The organism is Paenisporosarcina sp. FSL H8-0542 (assembly GCF_038632915.1).
Taxonomy (GTDB): domain Bacteria; phylum Bacillota; class Bacilli; order Bacillales_A; family Planococcaceae; genus Paenisporosarcina.
This window is the reverse complement of sequence record NZ_CP152050.1, coordinates 1,024,570-1,044,121: the sequence shown is the minus strand read 5'-3', so window position 1 is coordinate 1,044,121 and position 19,552 is coordinate 1,024,570. Positions and strand designations below refer to the sequence as shown.

Here is a 19,552-nt window from a genome sequence, read left to right as displayed (position 1 = left end):
GGAAGCCTCAATTATTCCTATATTCGTTCTTTTGACCATATGCAATTAGAATGTCACGAATGAATTCTGGCATAAAGTAAGTCTTTGGCAATTCTTTGAATGCTGGAAAGAAATAACCAAATGTGAACATATCAAGAGTTGCCAATCGAACCTTGACTGTAGGTTCAATGAGACGCCCACGTATAAACAAATCATCCTCAACTACCTTAAATTGATGGGTAATCATTTTACCCATCACTACCCCACGAAAGCCCAGTCCTTTAATTTCAAGATTTGGCCAGCTTTCATTTAACGACAAGTTGTAAATATCTTTTAATTGTTCTCCAGTCAGTTCAATGACACAAGGGTTGATTGGATGAGGCATCATTTGGTGAATATCAAAATGTGATATTTCTCCTCTATGTAAGTCCGTTAAGAACAAGCCTGCATTGAACAGGGCACATTCGGTGTTACAAAATGTGGTTAATGCGTTCCCAAAATAAGTCGACAAAGCGGAATCCTTGAACCATTCTTTTGGAAGATGTTCCTTTTGGTAAAACGCTGGAACTGATAAAAGGTTTTTGCCCACATTGACCAAATTATTTAGAAATCCTTCTTCGTCGACACTTTCTTGCAATTCATTTGTATCGTACAAAAGTGCATGTTTCTTTATAACTTCTTTCTTTTCCAAATCGTATTCTAGAGTCACATGCCCTACGTAATATCCAAACTTGCCAGCGGCTGCTAACAGAGAACGATTGACCAGCTTTCCTTCATGTAAAATGTGATGAGTGTGTGCCCCAAAAATGACATCAATTTCGGGAATTTGCTCAGCCATTTCTTCATCTGCTTGAATCCCCAAATGAGACATACAAATGATGACGTCAGTTTCACCTTTTAGTTGCTCAACATGGGCTTTTAAAGCTACAAATGCATCCGTTACTTGCCATCCGAGCTGTTCATAAAACTGAGTGTATTCAGCAGTTAGGGCTGTCACACCTATCTTTGTACCATGCATCGTTGTAAGAACAGTGGTTGGCAATAACCAATTTGGAACTTCCCCATTTTGATTAAACAAGTTTCCTACCACGACTTTAAATTGTGCATCTTCATAAAGATTTTCTAATTCATCGTATGACAAAGTTATACCTTCATTGTTACCTATAGTAGCAACGTCATATAGAGCTTCATTTAAGAGATTCACATTTCCTTTGCCGAGCGTTCCTTCCGTGAAAATATGGGAACGGTCGATATGATCTCCCAAGTCTATCGTGAAACTCGATTCGCCTTCTTCAACATGCCATTTTTTTCGTGCTGTCACGAGCTCATGAATACGTGGCCAATGCTGAAAATGACTATGTAAATCATTAGTATGATAAAAATGAATGGTTTCAATCATTTGGCCAACTCCTTATCCCATCAGTCCTGCAGCAATCGAGCGAACACCAAGTAATAATAAAATTATACGCAGAGCAAATACCAATGTTTCCGATTGGATACGTTGATTTAAGTTTGCTCCTATTTTGGCTCCAATATAAGCAGCCGGTACGACTGGAATTGTATATAACCACGGAACATTCCCAAGCGAAATATGGCTGGCTGAGTTAACCAAAGCGGATAAGAACACCATGAACATGGAAGTTCCGACCGCAACGTGTGGTGGGAATAAGAATAGTAAAATCATGGCTGGTACAATTATAGACCCACCACCTATCCCAAACAATCCAGAAGCGAAACCAATTCCGCAGGTCAATAACAGTGCGAACCATACAGGATACCCGTATATGTAATTTTGTCCGTTAGCATCTGTGAAAGTCTTTTGCTTACCATGTTTCACAAACCACTCTACAGGCTTTAAATATTTCCGAACCATTAATATGGTTGAAATAATTATCATTAAAATGCCAAAATACAAATTAAATGAAGGCAAATCCAAACCTTTGTTCACCCAAGCTCCTAAAATCGTTCCTGGAACACTTCCAGCAAAAAAGATCAGACCACTGCGGTAATCAACTGTTTTTGATTTCATGTAGGTCAATGTAGAGGCTAGTCCCGTAAAAATCATCATAATAACAGAAAGTCCAACGACATTCTGAGGAGTAATTCCTGGAATCAATCCAAGTGTTCCACCAATGTAAAGAGTCGCAGGCACCAGAATGATCCCTCCACCTAAACCAACCAATGCACCCACGATGCCAGATATCAATCCCACAATTACCAATAAAACATATTCCATTAACAATCTCCTTCAAACATTTCTAGTTGCTTTAATGCCAGTCCTTCATACTGAATTGGGGAAAATATTTGCAAGAACTATTTTTTGAAGGAGAAAAACATGAATATACGAATCTATCCTTGAGGAATTTTTCTTGAAAATCTTTCCTTTATCATATCCTTAGGTTACTTAGCTTTCAAACATTCACACTCAAAAAGAATATCAACAAATGCTTAAAACCTTGCATTATTATATATAAAATTTTATTCATTTTGAGTTAAAGCACCCGTTATTTCAACAGGCATGTTAGGATATTTGTTTACTTCACACAAGAAAAAGCCAATACAACTTGAATTCGCTGTCTTCTAATTCTACTCAATGTTTTCACCCCTTACATCAAATTCTTTATTGAATGTCGAAATACCTTCTTCAACTAACCTGCCCCGTTTGTTCAATAAGAAAAAAGGCTTCACTCCTTATTGAAGTAAAGCACCCGTTAGTTGAAGAAGAATAGACATTACTTAAATTTGTATTCGACTATACTCCATTGATAGTGAATGTAATTTATTCACTATTTCCTGTTCGTAATCTCCATCTAGTGGAATGGTCTCTTTTGCAAGAGGAGATAATCGTTCGTGATTGCCAATCATAACTGTATGTAATGCATTTTCAAACATTGATATATCATTTGCATCGTTTCCAAATGCAATATATGTTTTTTCTTTAATTCCTAACGCCTTCAGAGCACTCCATTTATTTATCCCACTTGGACTAATATCAAGGACATTCTCGTTACTATGCTTATTGACGTATACGTCAATACTTGAAAGTTTTTCTGCTAATTCTTCCATATTATTTGCAGTTAGCAACAGCACTTTGACTATTGAATCAAGAGACTCTAAACTAACCAATTTCGCTAACCTAGCTGGGTCTAAGTTTTGTAATATAGGGTGTGTATTAGGACCAGTATAAGCATAGTCCCATTCACCATCTATTAAGAAAGTGGCATTATGTTGCTCAATAAGATTTTTTACTTCGTTAATTTCATTAGGTGAGAATGCAGTAGATAGTACTACTTTTCCTTCTTTTGAGATAAGAGAGCCATTACCTCCAATCATTGTATAATGATGAAAAGCTTCATCTATCACGGGTAACATATCCCTTATAGGTCTCGCAGATGCAAAAATAACTTCGTGACCCTCTTGAGTTAAATTCGATAGTGAAATAAGAATCTTCTGGGATATTGGCTGCCCCTTAAAACAAATTGTTCCGTCTAAGTCAAAAACGAATTTCATAATAAATCGCACTCACTTTCGTAGTATATATATATCATTATATTGCAAGAAGAAAAGTAAGTGTCCTAATCCTAATTTCACTAACCTGCCCCGTTAGTACAATAACTTCCAAATAGTTTCGGCTGAATTAGTTAGTATGGGAAGAAAAATTGTTCATCATCAGAATTATATGGTAAAAACTTTATCTGCTCTACAACATACTCTTTCCCATTCCAATCGTACTCAAGTTTAAGTAAACCAATTAATCCTCCGGTGACACTATCTTGTGATATATAAACAGGGACTTTTCCAAACAGTTGTCCATTTTCAACAAAGTATTTTGTCAGCTCAAAGCCGATGAAGAATGGTTCACGTGGGTTCCGGTAATTGTATTTGGAGATGTCGGTGGTGTACTTCTCATCGCCTACACGAATAGTCACGATATTGCCCTGTTTCCCTAGTGTCACTTTAGATTTAATTGTTGTTTTTGTCTTTTCCATAGATTCGATAGGGGCTTCTTCATACTCTTCTCGCTCTTTGATAAAATTTAGGATATGAATGTCCTTTTGAGGATTCCCAATACCAGCCTTATCATTATTAAGCACAATGATAATGTCATTAAAGGTGTCACCATTCACATCTTTGTAAAATATTTCAGGCGGATACTTTCCGTGATACCAATTAGGGAAGCGATACAACGCTTCTTGTGTACTATCACCAACTTGAATAACAAAGTTCTCATAGTCCATCCAAGTTATTTTATCTGCCATTAAGTAAATCATTTGATGCCTATTTTCTGAAGGGACACTTAGTAAAACTATTCGTTCTCGTTTTTCTTCAGCAATGACTTTCTCAGATTCTTCTGTAACTTTGTTCGACATCAATCCCGTAGAAAATAACATTAATACTAAAACGAATGAAATCAACATAAAGAAAATTTGTTTGGTTTTCATATTTTTAATTACCACCTTATTTTATCAATTAAGGTAGTTTGCCCCGTTAAATAAAGTTATATATAGTCTACCTAACCTGCCCCTTTAGCGAAAAAAAGAGCTACCTAAGCAGCCCAATGTTCTTAAACTAAAGCACCCGTTAGTTCAATAAGTTTATCAATTAAGGGTTAAAACAGTAACAATGAATGCAAAGATTATTGCTAATATTGCATCGTGTTTTGTAGTTGTTTTTATCATTGGCATCCAGCTAATGTTACCGGTTAGGCTAACAAATCTTGCAATACTAAAAAAAATAACAAAAAAACTAAAAAACGTTATAAACATAATATCACCTTGCTTCATTTTTTTTTTATTGTAACATTCTTATTAAACTAACCTGCCCCGTTAGTTCAATAAGAAAAAGGGCTGTTTAAACAGCCCAATGATCTTTAACTAAAGCCCCCGTTAGTTTAATACAAAACCGCCTAGGATGACCATCATGCTAAATTCCACTAGAAAAGCTAATGCTCTCAGTATTAGACCAACAGGGTTTTTCGTCTTCATTCTATTTCCTCCAATATTATTGACCCATCCATCATTACTCATTTGGATTTGCAGTGACTCCAAGAACAGTAGCTCGAATCATAGGCATGTTGTTTAATTTAGCTAAGTCCGAGGCTTCCCCAGTTACAACTGCCCCTATTACATGTATGTTTTTTGCATTTAGAGTTGAAGAATCTCCTTTCAGCTGCTTATAAATCCGTTCGAATTCTCCATGATATTTTCCATCTTCCAAACTTACACCCATTTCAACATCGCCTAAAAACATTTGTTCACTTAACGACGGATTTTCAGGATCTTCTGGCATTTCATCAAAACCATATATTTCTGTAGCTAGTTCAGGTGAAGCTTCAGTTTGGAACTCTCCTCCATTAACTGCTTCAACTGTATTATCGTTTAATCTTTCAATATCTGTTTTTGAGTAAGTATCCACCCAATACCATTTGAGAGTAATACCTTCAGGCATTATTCCTCTTACTTCTTGAGGTGAATATTTTTGATCAAATGATAATGCCAATTCTACTAGAGTGTCATCTGCAACATTATTTAGACTTGCTAAGTCATCACTTAGTTTAGGGTACTCTACATCCGGATGATAAAATTTCATCATTCTTTGTTTTGTCACCCGATCATAAAATTTCATTTCACCATCGTTTTTATCTTGTATTTGTATGGGTGAATGGTCTCCTGTTAGCCGGCTTACTCCACCAAAGAGGCTATAAGTAACTACACGATCACTCCAGTTTACCGGGATTCCTTCAATCTCTTTGTATCGATTAAAGGTTAAAATACCTTCAAACAAGCCATTCCCCTCATTTTGGGCCCCTAATTCCTCAACATTAGGATTCGTTATCCGACTAAACAACTGAATGTCACGCATAGCATTTTCCTGACTCCATCTCATTATAGAAAGCCATGTAAAACCTAAAGTCACACTTAGAAAAAATATAACCAAAATAGAGATAACAATGTTCCGAAGGATTGTTCTTCTTTTAGCCCTTTTAACTAATTTGGAAATGCTGCTAGTCGATTTCCCTTCAAAAAGTTCATTAAGCTCCATTTCCTCTTTACTTTCTTTGTAATCGGTCATGTTTTTCTTGCTCCCTCCTATATAGTTCTTTAAAGGTCTTTCTTGCACGAAATAGATATGTCTTTAAGGTTCCAGAATTCAAATCTAACATCTCAGCAATTTCTTCATAACTTAAATCCAGCTCGTATTTTAGCAATATTAACTGTTTATGTAGGGGAGTTAGCTGATCAAGTATGACTTGTATTTCTTTTTTCATCTCAGATTGATGAACATATTCTTCTGGCAGATGAGTATCGTCCACAAACTCAAAGTTTTCAAAGGATACAAGTATATGTTTTTGCTGCTTGCGACATAAATCATAATATAGATTAATCGCTACCCTGAATAACCAGCTAAACGACTTGTTTGGATCGACAGAATCGATGTATAAAATAAATTTATTTAATGCTTCTTGTAAGATATCTTCAGCATCTCGGGGGTTTGCACCTACTTTAATTAAATATTTGAAAATAATTCCTGATTTTTCTTGTAAGACTACGTACAGTTCTTCTTTCTGATTCAATAACTCCCCTCCTTTCCACTTATAAGACTCCATTGATTTTAAAAAGTTAACACCCTTTTTCACTTTTTTAAATGGTTCCAGAAAAAAGTGTGATTCTTATATAGAATCACACTTCTAAAATTAATTCTTATAATAAATCCTTATTCAACTAACCTGCCCCGTAAGTTCAATAAAAAAAAGAGCTGCTTAAGCAACCCAATGATCTTCAACTAAAGCAACCGTTAGTTGAAGAACAGAACTCTAACGTATTTTAAAGCAAGATCTTGAACCAATAAAAATATCAACCAGCCACATACTCCTAAACCAATGGATATAAATAAATGAACGGAGTTTTGTAGGGCTATATAAACGATTACTAACAAAACAGCAGTTGCAGGAAATCCCCAAAGTACCCCTAATGCAAACTTGCTTAACGTTGCTGTTTGTTCCCCTTGGACATACAGCCATGTAATGCTTAGTAAACTTACTAAAGGAAGAGCAGCTATTATTCCTCCATATGAAGGAAATCTTCTTGAAATCTCCGTCACAACACCGATAACGATTGCTGAAGCAATAATTTTCGTTATCACATACATTGTTTTGCACGCTCACTTAAGATTTTGAGGGCTTGTTCTACTAAATTCTTTTCATTGTCATCCAGTTGATTCAACACATGTTCTAATTTTTCTTCATCTAAACTCGTATTTCTATGTAAAACTTCTTTACCAAAACCCGTTAGACAAAGAATTACTTTTCTTTCATCAAGAGGATCTCTCCCCTTACTTAAATAGTTCTTTTCAATCATTCTTTTAACGTGTTCCGAGGCAGTATTATGAGAAACCTGTATGTAGGAAGCAATTTCATTTACTCCTATCTCTTCCTGTTTATCTACAAGTTGAAGAATACGGACCACTTGATGAGAGATTTTTTCTTTATGGAGATAATGTAAATGAAAATAAATATCTGTCCAATATTGGTTTAATAGTGAAACTTTACTGTTCACAAATACCACTCCTTTATATCGTTAATTACGATTATATCGTATTATAAGATATAAAGTAAAGAGTTTGTTTTTGGACTTACTCATTATGCTAGCCTGCCCCGTTAGTTGAAAAAGAAAAAAGGGCTACCAAAGCAGCCCAAAGATTTTTACTAAAGCACCCGTTAGTTCAATATCTCCGAAAACGCTTTTGCTATGTAGTCATAGCATTTTCCAAGCAGCATCTTTTATATCTAAACAATTTGGGGGTCTCACTGACTCTAAATGGTCACTGTCACATGCTCCATGTTTTATAAAGTTTCGTTGACCTTGTCTTAAAGAAACTTCGTTTGCACCACCTTCAAAATCCGGATCATCAAATTGCACGTTATCATCTTCCCAATAACAGATTTCACATATATCAAACGACCCTGGTGGTTCTTCATCTAATGTTTTATATCCGCAACACGGGCAAGTATATTTCACATTTTCACCTCCACAGTTATTATATCTCCCTTGTTCTGAGGCGAACTTGTAAGAGGTGCTGATAATCTTCAAAAGACCATAAATAACTCTAACCATTTTCAAAGTTTTCCTTGTTGAACTAACCTCCCTCTATAAACATTGATGTATCAACGGTTTACATCACTTCGTGATGTGAGGAAAAATATTTTTGACGGTTTCAATAAACATAGATTTGAATATATAGTTTTTATTACCAACTTAAGAGTACGCTTCGCTAAAACTAATGGAAATCATTAGCTTTTCTTTGCCATTATGTGATGCACAATGGATCTCTGCGAAACTTATGATGACGGACCCTCCCATGTCTCTTAGCGTCAGTGCGCTTACATTCCTTCGTTTGGTCTATTCATAAGGCAGAGGCCTGCTAAGCTGCCCCGGGGACTCATGGTCTTAGTTTAGTTATGTTGCTGGCTTCTCCGTGTCATCCTTCTTGTCATAAATCGATCATCGAAATGTTTACGCTGCCTCTGAGAGGCAGTAAAGATCCTTCATCATATACTGCTCATTAAAATGGACTTTCTTTTTACATATGCCATGTAATACTTTCAGTAATTTACCGCACAAGACCACCATTGATTGCTTACCCCGTAAGGGATTTTGTTTGCGTGTTGTGTAGTATTCATGAAGCTGTTTAAACGCCGCGTTATGACGTATGAGTGGAACTATTACTTTGAAGAGGATATATCTGAGTTTCTTTCGCCCTCTTTTCGAGATATGTTTTTGTCCCTTATGTTGACCAGACGAGTTTTCACGTAGTGTTAATCCCGCTAGTTTGATAAGTTGGCGTGGATTTTCATAAAGTGAAAAGCTCCCTACTTCAGAAAGTAAATCAACAATCGTCGCATCTCCTAAACCAGGAACGGAACTGAGTAACTCATATTCCATTGTTGTTTGTGCCATTTCGGCTAATTGATTATTTACAGAGGCAATTTCGGTTTCTAATAAGCGATACTGACGTAGGAGCGTGGCGATTTCATGTCGGGCCATCTTTTCTCCTTCTTTCAGGCCGATTGAGTTAGTCGAAGCTTCAATGAGAAGCTTTGCTTTCGGCAACTGTGGCGTTCTCATACCCTCTACCTCACGGTATAGAAAAACCAACTCCTCAGCTGTTTTCCCTTCAATATCCTGTGGAAATGGAGTCATTTCCAATGCCGCCAACGCCATCTTTCCAAAAGACGGAAAGACTTGAGTAAACTCTGGAAAATAGCGATCAAGCCAACGGACGATTCGATTTTTAATACTCGCTAAATCTTCCGTTAACTTTGAACGGAGAGTAGATCCGATACGAAGTTCAGCTTCTACCTCTTTTAACAAACGTGGATAACTAAAACGGCCATCCTTCAATAAGCGTGCGATGACCAACGCATCTTTTTTGTCGTTCTTTGTTTGTAAATTATCGTCCAGTTCCTTCGAACGTTTGACGTGCATTGGATTTACCATGACGAGTGGAATGCCATAGTTACCTAAGAAATAAGCCAAGTTCATCCAATAGTGGCCTGTAGGCTCAATTCCAACGATAACGTCTGTTTTCTTAGCTTCCTTCATGGTTTGACGAATCTTTTCATACAAACTTTCAAAGCCTTCTTTTGATTGATTTACTGCAAAGGATTTTTCAATCACACGCCCTCGTTCATCGACAAAGCACGCATAATGAACACGCTTGGCAATATCCATACCGACAACGAGTGTATTTTCAGTCACTTGATTAATTTTTTCATTGCATTTAAACTGCATAGAGAAGTCCTCCTAGTTAGCTGATGGGTCAATGGTCGTTGACACTCACATCATACTAGAGGGCTTTTTTTCTTTCAAGATGGCACAAATCCTTCAAACAGGAATGCTGCCCCGTTAGTTGAATAAGAAATGGTCTTACTCCTTATTGAAGTAAAGCACCCGTTAGTAAAATTTAGGTACAATAATAAGTATGGAAAGGTGATGATATTATGGAAATTAATATTGCGCCTAAATTTATTGATGATGCTGCAAGTTCAGTAGACAAGCAGTTGGAAGCACTCGATTAACAACCCTTAATATCATTCAATAATAAAACTCAGCCTAAGTAGCGATGATATAAAGTTCTAGCTTTGGCAATGTCTTTTGTTCCGTGGACTAATACCCGGCCATCCTTAAAAATAACAAGGCGGTGATGACCGACTGAAAAAGAAAGTAAGTATGGATTTTGTGAGACCTTTCTTCCTTGTCCCGAAAGGACGTTAGCCAAACTCTCTAAATTTCTATCCATAGGTTCAGGTGGTCGGATTTGAACCGTATCCCTTCCACATAATGCGACGGTTTTTGTTTGATTTGAAAAAGCTAAATGCGGATACGTACGGTGTGTACCGCAAGATAAACAACTTTCTTTCTTCATCTTATCTACGCTAATTGCTGCATGATGATTTTTCCATAAATCAAATGAAACGAGCTTTTTTCTTAAAGCTTGATAATCTTCTACTAAAATTTTTAATGCCTCTGTTGCTTGAAAGGAGACGACCATTTGAACAGCTGGGCTAATTATTCCGACAGTGTCACAAGTAACCCCCTCCATTGGCACAGTTTGTAACAAACAATGTAAACAAGGGGTTTCTCCTGGTAGGATCGTATATGCAATCCCATAGCTTCCAACACATGCCCCATAAATCCAGGGAATCTGATACTTCTGTGAAATGTCATTAATTATCATCCGAATATCAAAATTATCAGTTGCATCCATGATTAAATCCACATCTTTAACAAGCATTACTAGTTCCTCTACAGAGACATCCATTACATGGGAAACAATATCTACCTCTGAATTTATGTGCGCTAAACGTTCTCTCGCTGCAATTGCTTTTGGAATGCGTTGCTTCGCATCATTTTCGGTATACAATTGCTGACGTTGGAGATTACTCCACTCCACATAGTCACGATCAACAATCGTCAGCTTACCAACACCTGCACGCACAAGCACTTCTGCACTTCCCGTTCCAAGTGCACCCGCACCAATTACTAACACATGTTTTTCCCCTATTTTTGATTGTCCTTCTACTCCAATTGGAACGAAGAGTTCTTGTCGTGAATACCGTTCACTCAACTCATACTCATTCCTTCCGTTGGGCTACTCGCAGTTGCATAACGCTTTTTCGGAATCCGTCCTGCTTCAAATCCTAGTCGACCCGCTTCAATCGCAAGTTTCATTGCCTTCGCCATTTTCACTGGGTCATTTGCTCCTGAAACTGCAGTATTTAGTAACACCCCATCCGCACCTAATTCCATGGCAATGGCTGCGTCAGATGGAGTCCCTATTCCAGCATCGATAATAACTGGTACACTTGCTTGCTCAATAATAAAGCTGAGGTTTAATGGATTAATAATCCCTTGGCCGGAACCAATTGGTGATGCACCTGGCATAATGGCATGACACCCCAATTCTTCTAGTCGTTTAGCTAGGAGAACATCGTCAGACGTATATGGTAGGACCGTAAATCCCTCTTTTAACAGTTCCTCTGATGCCTTTAATGTTTCTATTGGGTCCGGTAATAATGTTTTTTGGCAACCAATTATTTCAACCTTAATCATGTCGCAAAGACCTGAAGCTTTAGCTAATTTAGCAATACGAACCGCTTCTGCTGCTGTACTTGCACCTGCTGTATTTGGAAGTAATATGTACTTATTAAGATCTAGCTTTTCTAAAAAATTAGGTTGGCTTGGCTCGAATACATTCATCCTACGAACAGAGAACGTTAATATCTCTGTTCCTGACACTTCTACTGCTTCCTTTTGTACATCAAAGTCTGGATATTTCCCTGTACCTAATAGTAATCTTGACATGAATTCATATGATCCAATTTTCAACATCGTCATCCGCCTCCTACAAAATGTACTAATTCAACTTTATCCCCATCACTTAGTATGGTTTCTTGATGCGATCCTTTTTCCAATATCGTGTTATTCCATTCAACGATTACAACCTTCTTTTCTAATTCGAAATGCTGCAACAGGTTAGATATTGTTTCCACTGTATTTGGGACTTCTATTATGTCTCCGTTAATCACTAATTTCATTCTTTCACCCCACACTTAAACTAATTGTTTTACCAAACGATCTACTCGAAAAGGTGCCAAATTTTCCGATGTGGACTTTCCTTCAACCAAGTCGGAGATAATCTCACCAGTTATTGGAGAAAGTAATATTCCATTTCTAAAATGTCCTGTTGCGATGAATAACCCTTTATATACAGGATGTTCTCCCAAGTACGGGTACCCGTCAGCGGTTTGTGGTCGAATTCCAGCCCAGGTCTGCTCCAATTCTGCTTCCAAAATGGACGGCATCAATTTTTTAGCATTTTCCATCAGAAAGGATATCCCCTCTATCGTAACTTTTGGGTTAAAAGTTCTTGGTTTAACGGTAGCACCCACGATTATTCTTCCACCTTTTTTGGGGACGAGGTAGCAACCATGCGAAAATATCGTACTAGTTAGCAATGGACGATGTGTTACGATAGAAAAACATTCACCTTTTACGGGATGGGTTTCTAACTGTATCCCTGTTTTTGAAAGTAACTTCTTACTCCAAGCCCCACCTGCCACTATGACATTTTCACTGGTAAAATCACCTTCACTCGTCACAACACCTGTAACTCGCTCTTTCGTGAACTGAAAGTCATAAACATCCACGTATTCCTTTATTACCACACCAAGTACTGCTGCAGACTTTAATAACCCTAAAGTTAACTGGGGGGCTTCTACATGCCCATCTTTATCAAGAAGCATTGCTCCAATAATATCTTGTGATAATGCAGGCTCTTTTTCTCTTACCTCTTCAGCTGTAAGCCAATCAGCTTGATCTCCACTTTGTCTCTGGATTCCAATGAGTCTCATATATTCCTGTTGTTCCTGTTCATTAATGGCAACCTTTAGCATGCCTTTATTTATGAGTTCAATATCTATTCCACTGGTCCCTTTTATTTCATCTGCTAATCTTGAAAACATCGCTCTGCTTTTTCTGGCTAATTGAAAAAGTGGTCCCACTCCATCCAATTCTGCTTGAGCGGCCAACATTCCAGCAGCGGCTCCAGAAGATTTGCTCGCAAGTCGATCTTTTTCTAACAAAAGTACCTTAATCCCTCTTTTGGCAAGATTATAAGCGATGGCTCCCCCAATAACTCCACCGCCCACCACGATTGCGTCATACTGATATTTCATCAAATCCCCCCTTTTTCCCTGGATAATTATTAAGTCAATTGAAAGACGTTAGCTTTTGATAATATTCCTTTGCTGCTTCTAACGGATTATCAGCTTCTAATATTCCTGACATCACAGCAATACCACTTGCCCCAGCTTCGATTACTTCCCGAACATTTAGCGGTTTTATACCGCCTATTGCAAATACGGGAATAGTAACTGAATGAGAGACGGTGGCTAATTGCTCTAAACCCTTTGAAACTAATCCCGGCTTTGATTGTGTGGGGAAAACATGTCCGAAAATCACATAATCTGCACCTTGTTCTTGCGCAATATGAGCCTCATCAATTGAATGAACCGAACAACCAACTCTTAAACTTGGAAACTGTATTTTCACAATATCAGCTGGTATAGAATGATAGGCGAGTTGAACTCCTCCAACCTTTGACACATAGGCCACATCTAGTCGATCATTGATAATTATTTTAGATAATGGGACTTTATTGCCCGTTAATAAACTCACTAATCTATAGATTTCTATGGCTGTTTTCGACTTCTCTCGAATATGGATGGCATCGATATATGGATGGATCGCCCCAGCTATTTCTGCTAATTGCTCTGGCTTCTGTCTTCCAGTTGATATAACATGTAGTTTTGCATGATCCATACTCTTAATCCCCTTTCGAAAAGCCTAAAGTTGATTGCCTTATAAACTAATGTAAATTAAATTAGAAAAACACAGTTTGCATCCACAATGGTGCAAGCTACTGACCTCCGAAAACTTCCACTCTCTTATCGGTGTAGAAAAACCACACTGGCGCTTAGAGTGGTTTGTTGTGATATGCATAAAACATAACTAACATTTCCTCTTCCCTACGCCAGCTACAATTTACTACGTGAAACTTACTACTTCTTTTTGAGCTGGCCATTTTTCTAATGTATGGGCCATCTCCCAAAATGAATATTCGTATTGGCTACTAATGATAAAATGTTCTTTCATCCGTTCGCGGTCCTCAGCAGTTACTGTTTCAGCAAGCTTGTCTAGTCTATTAATTTGTTCCTCGACTTTCGATCTAAACCATTCACCACCATATGCTGCAATCCATTCTTGGTAAATCGGTTCTTCAGGAGTACACGACTGAAGTCTCTCGCCTATTTCAAAATAAAGCCAATAACAAGGTAAAATGGCTGCGATAATATCGCCTAAATGTCCGTGATATGCTGCACGATACAAATGGGATGTGTAAGCATACGCAGTAGGCGAAGGCTTGAAACTTGCTTGTTCTTCTTCTGTTATTCCGAGTCGACGTGAAAAATTCTTATGCAGCGATAATTCCGCTTCATATGTGGCTTGTGCATGAGCTGCCATTTTACTCGTTGTTTCAAAATCATTAGCTCTAGCTGCACCCAAAGCTTGAACCTTTGCAAAGTGGGACAAGTAATATGCATCCTGCATAACGTAATAACGGAAACACTCTAAAGACAATGTCCCATCCCCAATTCCTGTAACGAACGGATGATGAAAGCTTGCTTCCCAAATGTGATCTGATTCTTCTCTTAAAAGCTTTGAAAATGTCATAAAACAACCTCCAAAAAAGTTTTGCTCAACTGAATCGAATCACTTCCGCCAAATTTAGAGCAAATAAAAAACCACTCTCTTAACAAACATAAGAAAGTGGTTGTATTGGAAAAATAGTAAAAAAACATACTGCTCCGCAACTCCACTTCCCTACGCTGGTATAAACCAGATCAGGTTCTAAGGGTCTTAAAGCATTACTTTAATCTCAACCTTTATTTAATGAATAAATGATTTCCATTTATCAATTGCAAGGTCCCCCTAGTGGAAGATGTTACTATTCAGTTGTACATGAACATCATAACACGAATTAATTACTTATCAATCCAAAGATAAATGTAATGCATTTTTCTACGTAAACATGATAGCCAGTTTTTGAGTATACATGCACAAGTCACCACAGTAACGATCCAGATAAATCCCTCTGTATCCCGAAAAGAAAAAGTATTCGACAGTCGTTTTACGATGTAATCTTCAGTTCATATTCCGTTCACTTAACACGAATATACTCTAGTTATCATAAAAAAACGGAGGCGTAAAAGATGAATATTGCATGGAAGGAAATTAGGAAGAGTAAAGCAAAATTTATCATTTTAGGATCAATTATATTTCTTGTTAGTTTTTTAACGTTTATCATTTCTGGATTATCGAATGGTTTATCTCAAGATAATGCGGCTTTAATAAAAGATCTGCCGAATGGTCAATTCTATATGAATGAAGAAGCAAATGAAACCTATAATCTTTCGAAAATAGATGAAAAATTACAAGACAAAGCAATAAATAACCAGAAGGATGCAGCGGCACTTTCAATTCAGATGGGCTTTGTGAACGATGCAGACGACAAACAACATAGCGTTGCCTTTGTTACTTCAACTGATTCGAAGTTATTTGAAAAAGTTGGAGAAGGAGAAATCATATTAGATCGTTCATTAGAAGAAGACGGCATAAATGTCGGGGATACCATAACAAACAATCAGTTTAGCGGTGAGTTTAAAGTAAAAGGCTTTGTCGATCAAAAGAAATATAGCCACGCACCTGTTGCTTATATCAATATGGAAAACTACAAAGAAATCTACGGTGTGGAAGATATGCAATTGGTATTTGTACCTGGAAATGATAAGGAACAAGCAATTGACGGATTACAATCATTTTCAAATAAAGAATTTCTCAATACGATTCCAAGTTATAGCGCAGAACAGATGTCGCTCAATATGATTGTATGGTTTTTAGTCGTCATCAGCGGGATGTTGTTCGCGATATTCTTCTACATGATGAACGTTCAAAAAATTGGATTATACGGGATTTTGAAAGCGCTTGGGGTTAAAACAAGTCAATTATTTGGGATGATGTGGTCGCAGATGCTATTTATTACCGCAATTGCACTAACATTGTCAGTTGCATTGAGCCAAGCTTTCACAATGATTGCACCTGAAGGAATGCCTTTTAGTTTAACCATTCAAACAACGGTTCAATTATCACTCATATTCGTGTTCATCGGATTTATTGGCGCTACGCTATCGGGTATCCAAATTAAAAAAGTCGAGCCACTACAAGCGATTCAACAAGGAGAGGTTTAATATGACTGTATTCACAATTGATGATGTCAAAAAAACGTTTAAAAACGGGGAAGTAGAAGAGCAAGTATTAAAAGGAATCAATCTTTCTCTTCAACAAGGGGAAATAACAGCTTTAGTAGGAGCATCTGGTTCTGGGAAAAGTACGATACTTACAATAGCCGCCGGTCTTCAACGCGCAACGCATGGTCAGGTTCTATTCGATGGGAAAGATTTGTCTAAGATGAGTCAGGAGCAAATTCGAAAAATCCGGGCAAGTGAGTTCGGATTTGTCTTTCAATCCTCTCATCTTGTTCCTTTTCTCACTGTAGAAGAACAACTTATGCTGATGCTCGACGTTTCGGAAACAAAGATGAAAAAAAAGAAACAAAAAGAGGAAGTTGCACAAATACTTAAATTGGTTGATATGGAACACCGTAAGGATTCCTACCCTGCTTCATTGTCAGGTGGGGAAAAACAACGGGTGGCAATTGCACGCGCAATCATCCACAAACCTAAAATGCTTTTTGCGGATGAGCCCACTGCGAGTTTAGATTCGAAAAGATCGAAAGATGTGATGACGTTAATCAGAGAATTAACTAAAACGTTGAATATTACCACGTTAATGGTGACCCACGATGAAGAAATGCTTTCATATGCAGACCACATTATCTCAATGAAAGACGGCTTAATTCTTTGAAATCCACTTCTGCTTTTCAAGCTATGTTGAATCAATGAATCAATTAAAAGGAAAAAGGGTATCCCATAAGCACTCGGGATACCCTTTTTCCTTTTAGCAAACTATAATGAACAATATTGTTTTCAATGTAAAGACACCAAAGTAGAGATGACCAACACTGTCATTTTTTTATTCTATCAAAACCTTATCCTTCACGATTTGTACTAATTCTATAAACTCGCTAATTTCATAGGTTGGCTTAATTGCCGATACATTTTCTTTTCCATGTGGATTAAACCAGCAAGTATCGATTCCAAAATTGTTGCCACCTTGAATATCTGATGTAAGGGAATCCCCTACCATTAACACATTTCCTTTAGTAGAAATACCCAGTTTTTCAAAAGCATATTCGAAAATTTCCGCTTGTGGCTTTTGATAGCCGGTTTCCTCAGAAGAAATGATGGCTTCAAAAGTATCCTTCATGCATGAAATTGCTATTCTTGAATGTTGAACTTCTTGAAACCCATTCGTTAATACAGCAAGCCTACAATTAGAAAGATTATTGAGCATTTCCTGGACACCATCGATCAAATGTACTTCTTGCCCTAGGTTATCTAAATAGGATTGACCAAAGTCTTCCGCGCTTAATGTCAGTTGATGCTGCATAAATAAGCGCTTAAACCTTTCTACTTTAAGTTCAGAAAGTGAAATATGTCCTTGCTCCAAGTCAGACCATAGACCTTTACTGATCACATTATAGCTGGCTCTGTAATCTGTTAAACCATTCGGCAAACCAAATGCTGTAAATGAATTATTAAAAGCATTTTTCTCCGTCTCACTGAAGTCTAATAACGTGTCATCCAAATCAAATAATATTACATCATATTTCACGAGCTTCTCACCCTTTTTGTATTCAAATTTCACTACGACATACATTATCGTACCTATAATAAGCATAACAAAATCAAATTTCCATTTCAAAGAAGTTCCATAATCAATAAATCACGCCACCCGTGAAGATAACCTACAAAAAAAAACTGTAGACACTTGTAATGTGTCTACAGCTTTTATCGTTCATGAAAATTTTCACTATTATCATACAGAATAGTAGACGAATCACTCAAAAAGTGAGCAATACACGATTCGTTTATTACCCGATACTGCCTTCCATTTCGAACTTAATCAAACGGTTCATCTCAACCGCATATTCCATCGGTAATTCTTTTGTAAACGGTTCAATGAAGCCCATAACGATCATTTCAGTTGCTTCTTCCTGTGAAATGCCGCGGCTCATCAAGTAGAACAATTGCTCTTCAGATACTTTTGAAACTTTCGCTTCATGTTCCAAAGATACATTGTCGTTTAGGATTTCGTTGTATGGAATCGTATCTGATGTCGACAGGTTATCCATGATCAATGTATCACACTCGATATTTGAACGGGCACCTGACGCTTTAGGACCGAATCGTACAACGCCGCGATAAGTCACTTTTCCGCCTTGTTTCGAAATTGATTTAGAAACAATTGTCGAAGACGTGTTTGGAGCCAAGTGAATCATTTTCGCACCTGCATCCTGATGTTGACCTTTACCAGCTAATGCAATAGATAATGTCATACCACGTGCACCTTCACCTTTTAAGATGACAGCAGGGTATTTCATTGTTAATTTAGAACCGATATTTCCGTCAATCCATTCCATCGTAGCGTTTGCTTCACAAACTGCACGCTTCGTTACTAGGTTATACACATTGTTCGCCCAGTTTTGGATTGTCGTGTAACGGCAATATGCATCTTTTTTGATGATGATTTCTACAACCGCACTATGAAGTGAATTTGTCGTATAAACAGGAGCTGTACAGCCTTCTACATAATGTACGTGTGCACCTTCATCAACAATAATAAGTGTACGTTCGAATTGTCCCATGTTTTCTGAGTTAATTCGGAAATAAGCTTGTAGAGGCGTTTCAACTTTGATACCAGGTGGCACATAGATGAACGATCCACCTGACCATACAGCCGAGTTCAATGCAGCAAACTTGTTATCCGAGTTTGGAATGACTGTACCCCAATGTTTTTTGAACAATTCTTCGTTTTCACGTAGAGCAGAACCAGTATCTTTAAAGACGATACCCATATCTTCTAGTTCTTGTTTCATGTTGTGGTAAACCACTTCTGATTCGTATTGAGCAGATACACCCGCTAAATACTTTTGCTCTGCTTCAGGAATACCTAGTTTATCAAACGTACGTTTAATTTCTTCCGGCACTTCATCCCATGAAGTTTGAGTCGCTTCTGATGGTTTTACGTAATACGTAATTTCATCGAAGTTAAGAGAAGATAAATCTCCACCCCATTGTGGCATTGGTTTTGCGTAGAACAACTCCAAAGATTTTAGACGGTAGTCTAACATCCATTGAGGTTCTTCTTTCATATTTGAAATTGTTTCAACGATTTCACGTGTCAGTCCACGTTTTGAACGGAAAATAGACACGTCTTTATCATGGAAACCATATTTGTAATCGCCGATTTCAGGCATTTTTTTAGCCATC

Annotated in this window: 20 protein-coding genes and 1 riboswitch; of the genes, 2 read left to right on the top strand and 18 right to left on the bottom strand. The window is 37.5% G+C overall.

Annotated features, from left to right (window positions below):
- Positions 1-7: 7 nt before the first annotated feature.
- The 16 genes from MHH33_RS05500 to tenA form a co-directional block, all read right to left on the bottom strand.
- Positions 8-1,378, bottom strand: coding sequence for a bifunctional UDP-sugar hydrolase/5'-nucleotidase (locus MHH33_RS05500; protein ID WP_342543180.1), 1,371 nt, complete (start codon positions 1,376-1,378; stop codon positions 8-10).
- 12 nt (positions 1,379-1,390) lie between these two features.
- A complete protein-coding gene (locus tag MHH33_RS05495; protein WP_016429013.1) occupies positions 1,391-2,215 on the bottom strand; it encodes a sulfite exporter TauE/SafE family protein in 825 nt (274 codons plus the stop codon).
- Positions 2,216-2,715: 500 nt separating this feature from the next.
- Positions 2,716-3,489: an HAD-IIB family hydrolase gene (locus tag MHH33_RS05490; protein WP_342543179.1), complete on the bottom strand. Its 774-nt coding sequence runs from the start codon at positions 3,487-3,489 to the stop codon at positions 2,716-2,718.
- A 131-nt stretch (positions 3,490-3,620) separates the two neighbouring features.
- Positions 3,621-4,421, bottom strand: a complete 801-nt coding sequence (locus MHH33_RS05485) for a hypothetical protein (protein ID WP_342543178.1) — start codon at positions 4,419-4,421, stop codon at positions 3,621-3,623.
- Between the two features lie 577 nt (positions 4,422-4,998).
- Positions 4,999-6,051, bottom strand: a complete 1,053-nt coding sequence (locus MHH33_RS05480) for an anti sigma factor C-terminal domain-containing protein (protein WP_342543177.1) — start codon at positions 6,049-6,051, stop codon at positions 4,999-5,001.
- Positions 6,029-6,553 (bottom strand): RNA polymerase sigma factor, encoded by a 525-nt coding sequence (locus MHH33_RS05475; protein ID WP_342543176.1) that lies wholly within the window; start codon positions 6,551-6,553, stop codon positions 6,029-6,031. Before MHH33_RS05475 ends, MHH33_RS05480 begins: the two co-directional genes overlap by 23 nt.
- A 221-nt stretch (positions 6,554-6,774) precedes the next feature.
- Complete coding sequence (locus MHH33_RS05470; RefSeq protein WP_016429014.1) at positions 6,775-7,128, bottom strand: DUF3147 family protein; 354 nt, start codon at positions 7,126-7,128, stop codon at positions 6,775-6,777.
- On the bottom strand, positions 7,119-7,535 hold the full coding sequence (locus tag MHH33_RS05465) for a MarR family transcriptional regulator (protein WP_342543175.1): 417 nt from the start codon (positions 7,533-7,535) through the stop codon (positions 7,119-7,121). The genes MHH33_RS05470 and MHH33_RS05465 overlap by 10 nt, the downstream gene beginning before the upstream one ends.
- A gap of 198 nt (positions 7,536-7,733) precedes the next feature.
- Positions 7,734-7,997, bottom strand: a complete 264-nt coding sequence (locus MHH33_RS05460) for a CPCC family cysteine-rich protein (RefSeq protein ID WP_342543174.1) — start codon at positions 7,995-7,997, stop codon at positions 7,734-7,736.
- Positions 7,998-8,492: 495 nt separating this feature from the next.
- Entirely contained in the window at positions 8,493-9,770 is a 1,278-nt protein-coding gene (locus MHH33_RS05455; RefSeq protein ID WP_342541766.1) for an IS110 family transposase, read from the bottom strand.
- Between the two features lie 316 nt (positions 9,771-10,086).
- The gene (locus MHH33_RS05450) at positions 10,087-11,106 is read right to left on the bottom strand and encodes a thiazole biosynthesis adenylyltransferase ThiF (RefSeq protein WP_342543173.1); all 1,020 of its coding nucleotides are present in this window, start codon (positions 11,104-11,106) and stop codon (positions 10,087-10,089) included.
- Positions 11,103-11,870: a thiazole synthase gene (locus MHH33_RS05445; RefSeq protein ID WP_016429025.1), complete on the bottom strand. Its 768-nt coding sequence runs from the start codon at positions 11,868-11,870 to the stop codon at positions 11,103-11,105. The genes MHH33_RS05450 and MHH33_RS05445 overlap by 4 nt, the downstream gene beginning before the upstream one ends.
- Before the next feature lie 2 nt (positions 11,871-11,872).
- The gene (gene thiS / locus MHH33_RS05440; RefSeq protein ID WP_342543172.1) at positions 11,873-12,076 is read right to left on the bottom strand and encodes a sulfur carrier protein ThiS; all 204 of its coding nucleotides are present in this window, start codon (positions 12,074-12,076) and stop codon (positions 11,873-11,875) included.
- A gap of 15 nt (positions 12,077-12,091) precedes the next feature.
- On the bottom strand, positions 12,092-13,216 hold the full coding sequence (gene thiO, locus MHH33_RS05435) for a glycine oxidase ThiO (protein ID WP_342543171.1): 1,125 nt from the start codon (positions 13,214-13,216) through the stop codon (positions 12,092-12,094).
- A gap of 34 nt (positions 13,217-13,250) precedes the next feature.
- A complete protein-coding gene (tenI, locus tag MHH33_RS05430; RefSeq protein ID WP_342543170.1) occupies positions 13,251-13,862 on the bottom strand; it encodes a thiazole tautomerase TenI in 612 nt (203 codons plus the stop codon).
- A 225-nt stretch (positions 13,863-14,087) separates the two neighbouring features.
- The gene (tenA, locus tag MHH33_RS05425) at positions 14,088-14,774 is read right to left on the bottom strand and encodes a thiaminase II (protein ID WP_016429028.1); all 687 of its coding nucleotides are present in this window, start codon (positions 14,772-14,774) and stop codon (positions 14,088-14,090) included.
- A 130-nt stretch (positions 14,775-14,904) separates the two neighbouring features.
- Positions 14,905-15,044: riboswitch (TPP riboswitch) on the bottom strand.
- 269 nt (positions 15,045-15,313) lie between these two features.
- On the opposite strand from tenA, the gene MHH33_RS05420 reads away from it, so the two are divergent.
- Both MHH33_RS05420 and MHH33_RS05415 read left to right on the top strand, forming a co-directional pair.
- Complete coding sequence (locus MHH33_RS05420; RefSeq protein WP_016429029.1) at positions 15,314-16,348, top strand: ABC transporter permease; 1,035 nt, start codon at positions 15,314-15,316, stop codon at positions 16,346-16,348.
- A gap of 1 nt (position 16,349) precedes the next feature.
- On the top strand, positions 16,350-17,024 hold the full coding sequence (locus tag MHH33_RS05415) for an ABC transporter ATP-binding protein (protein WP_016429030.1): 675 nt from the start codon (positions 16,350-16,352) through the stop codon (positions 17,022-17,024).
- A 168-nt stretch (positions 17,025-17,192) separates the two neighbouring features.
- Here the strand turns inward: MHH33_RS05415 and MHH33_RS05410 are convergent, their stop codons facing one another.
- Positions 17,193-17,894 carry a YjjG family noncanonical pyrimidine nucleotidase gene (locus MHH33_RS05410; protein WP_036660177.1) on the bottom strand — a complete coding sequence of 234 codons (702 nt, stop codon included), beginning with the start codon at positions 17,892-17,894 and terminating at the stop codon, positions 17,193-17,195.
- 259 nt (positions 17,895-18,153) lie between these two features.
- On the bottom strand, positions 18,154-19,551 hold the full coding sequence (gene sufB, locus MHH33_RS05405) for a Fe-S cluster assembly protein SufB (RefSeq protein WP_016429032.1): 1,398 nt from the start codon (positions 19,549-19,551) through the stop codon (positions 18,154-18,156).
- Position 19,552 lies beyond the last annotated feature (1 nt).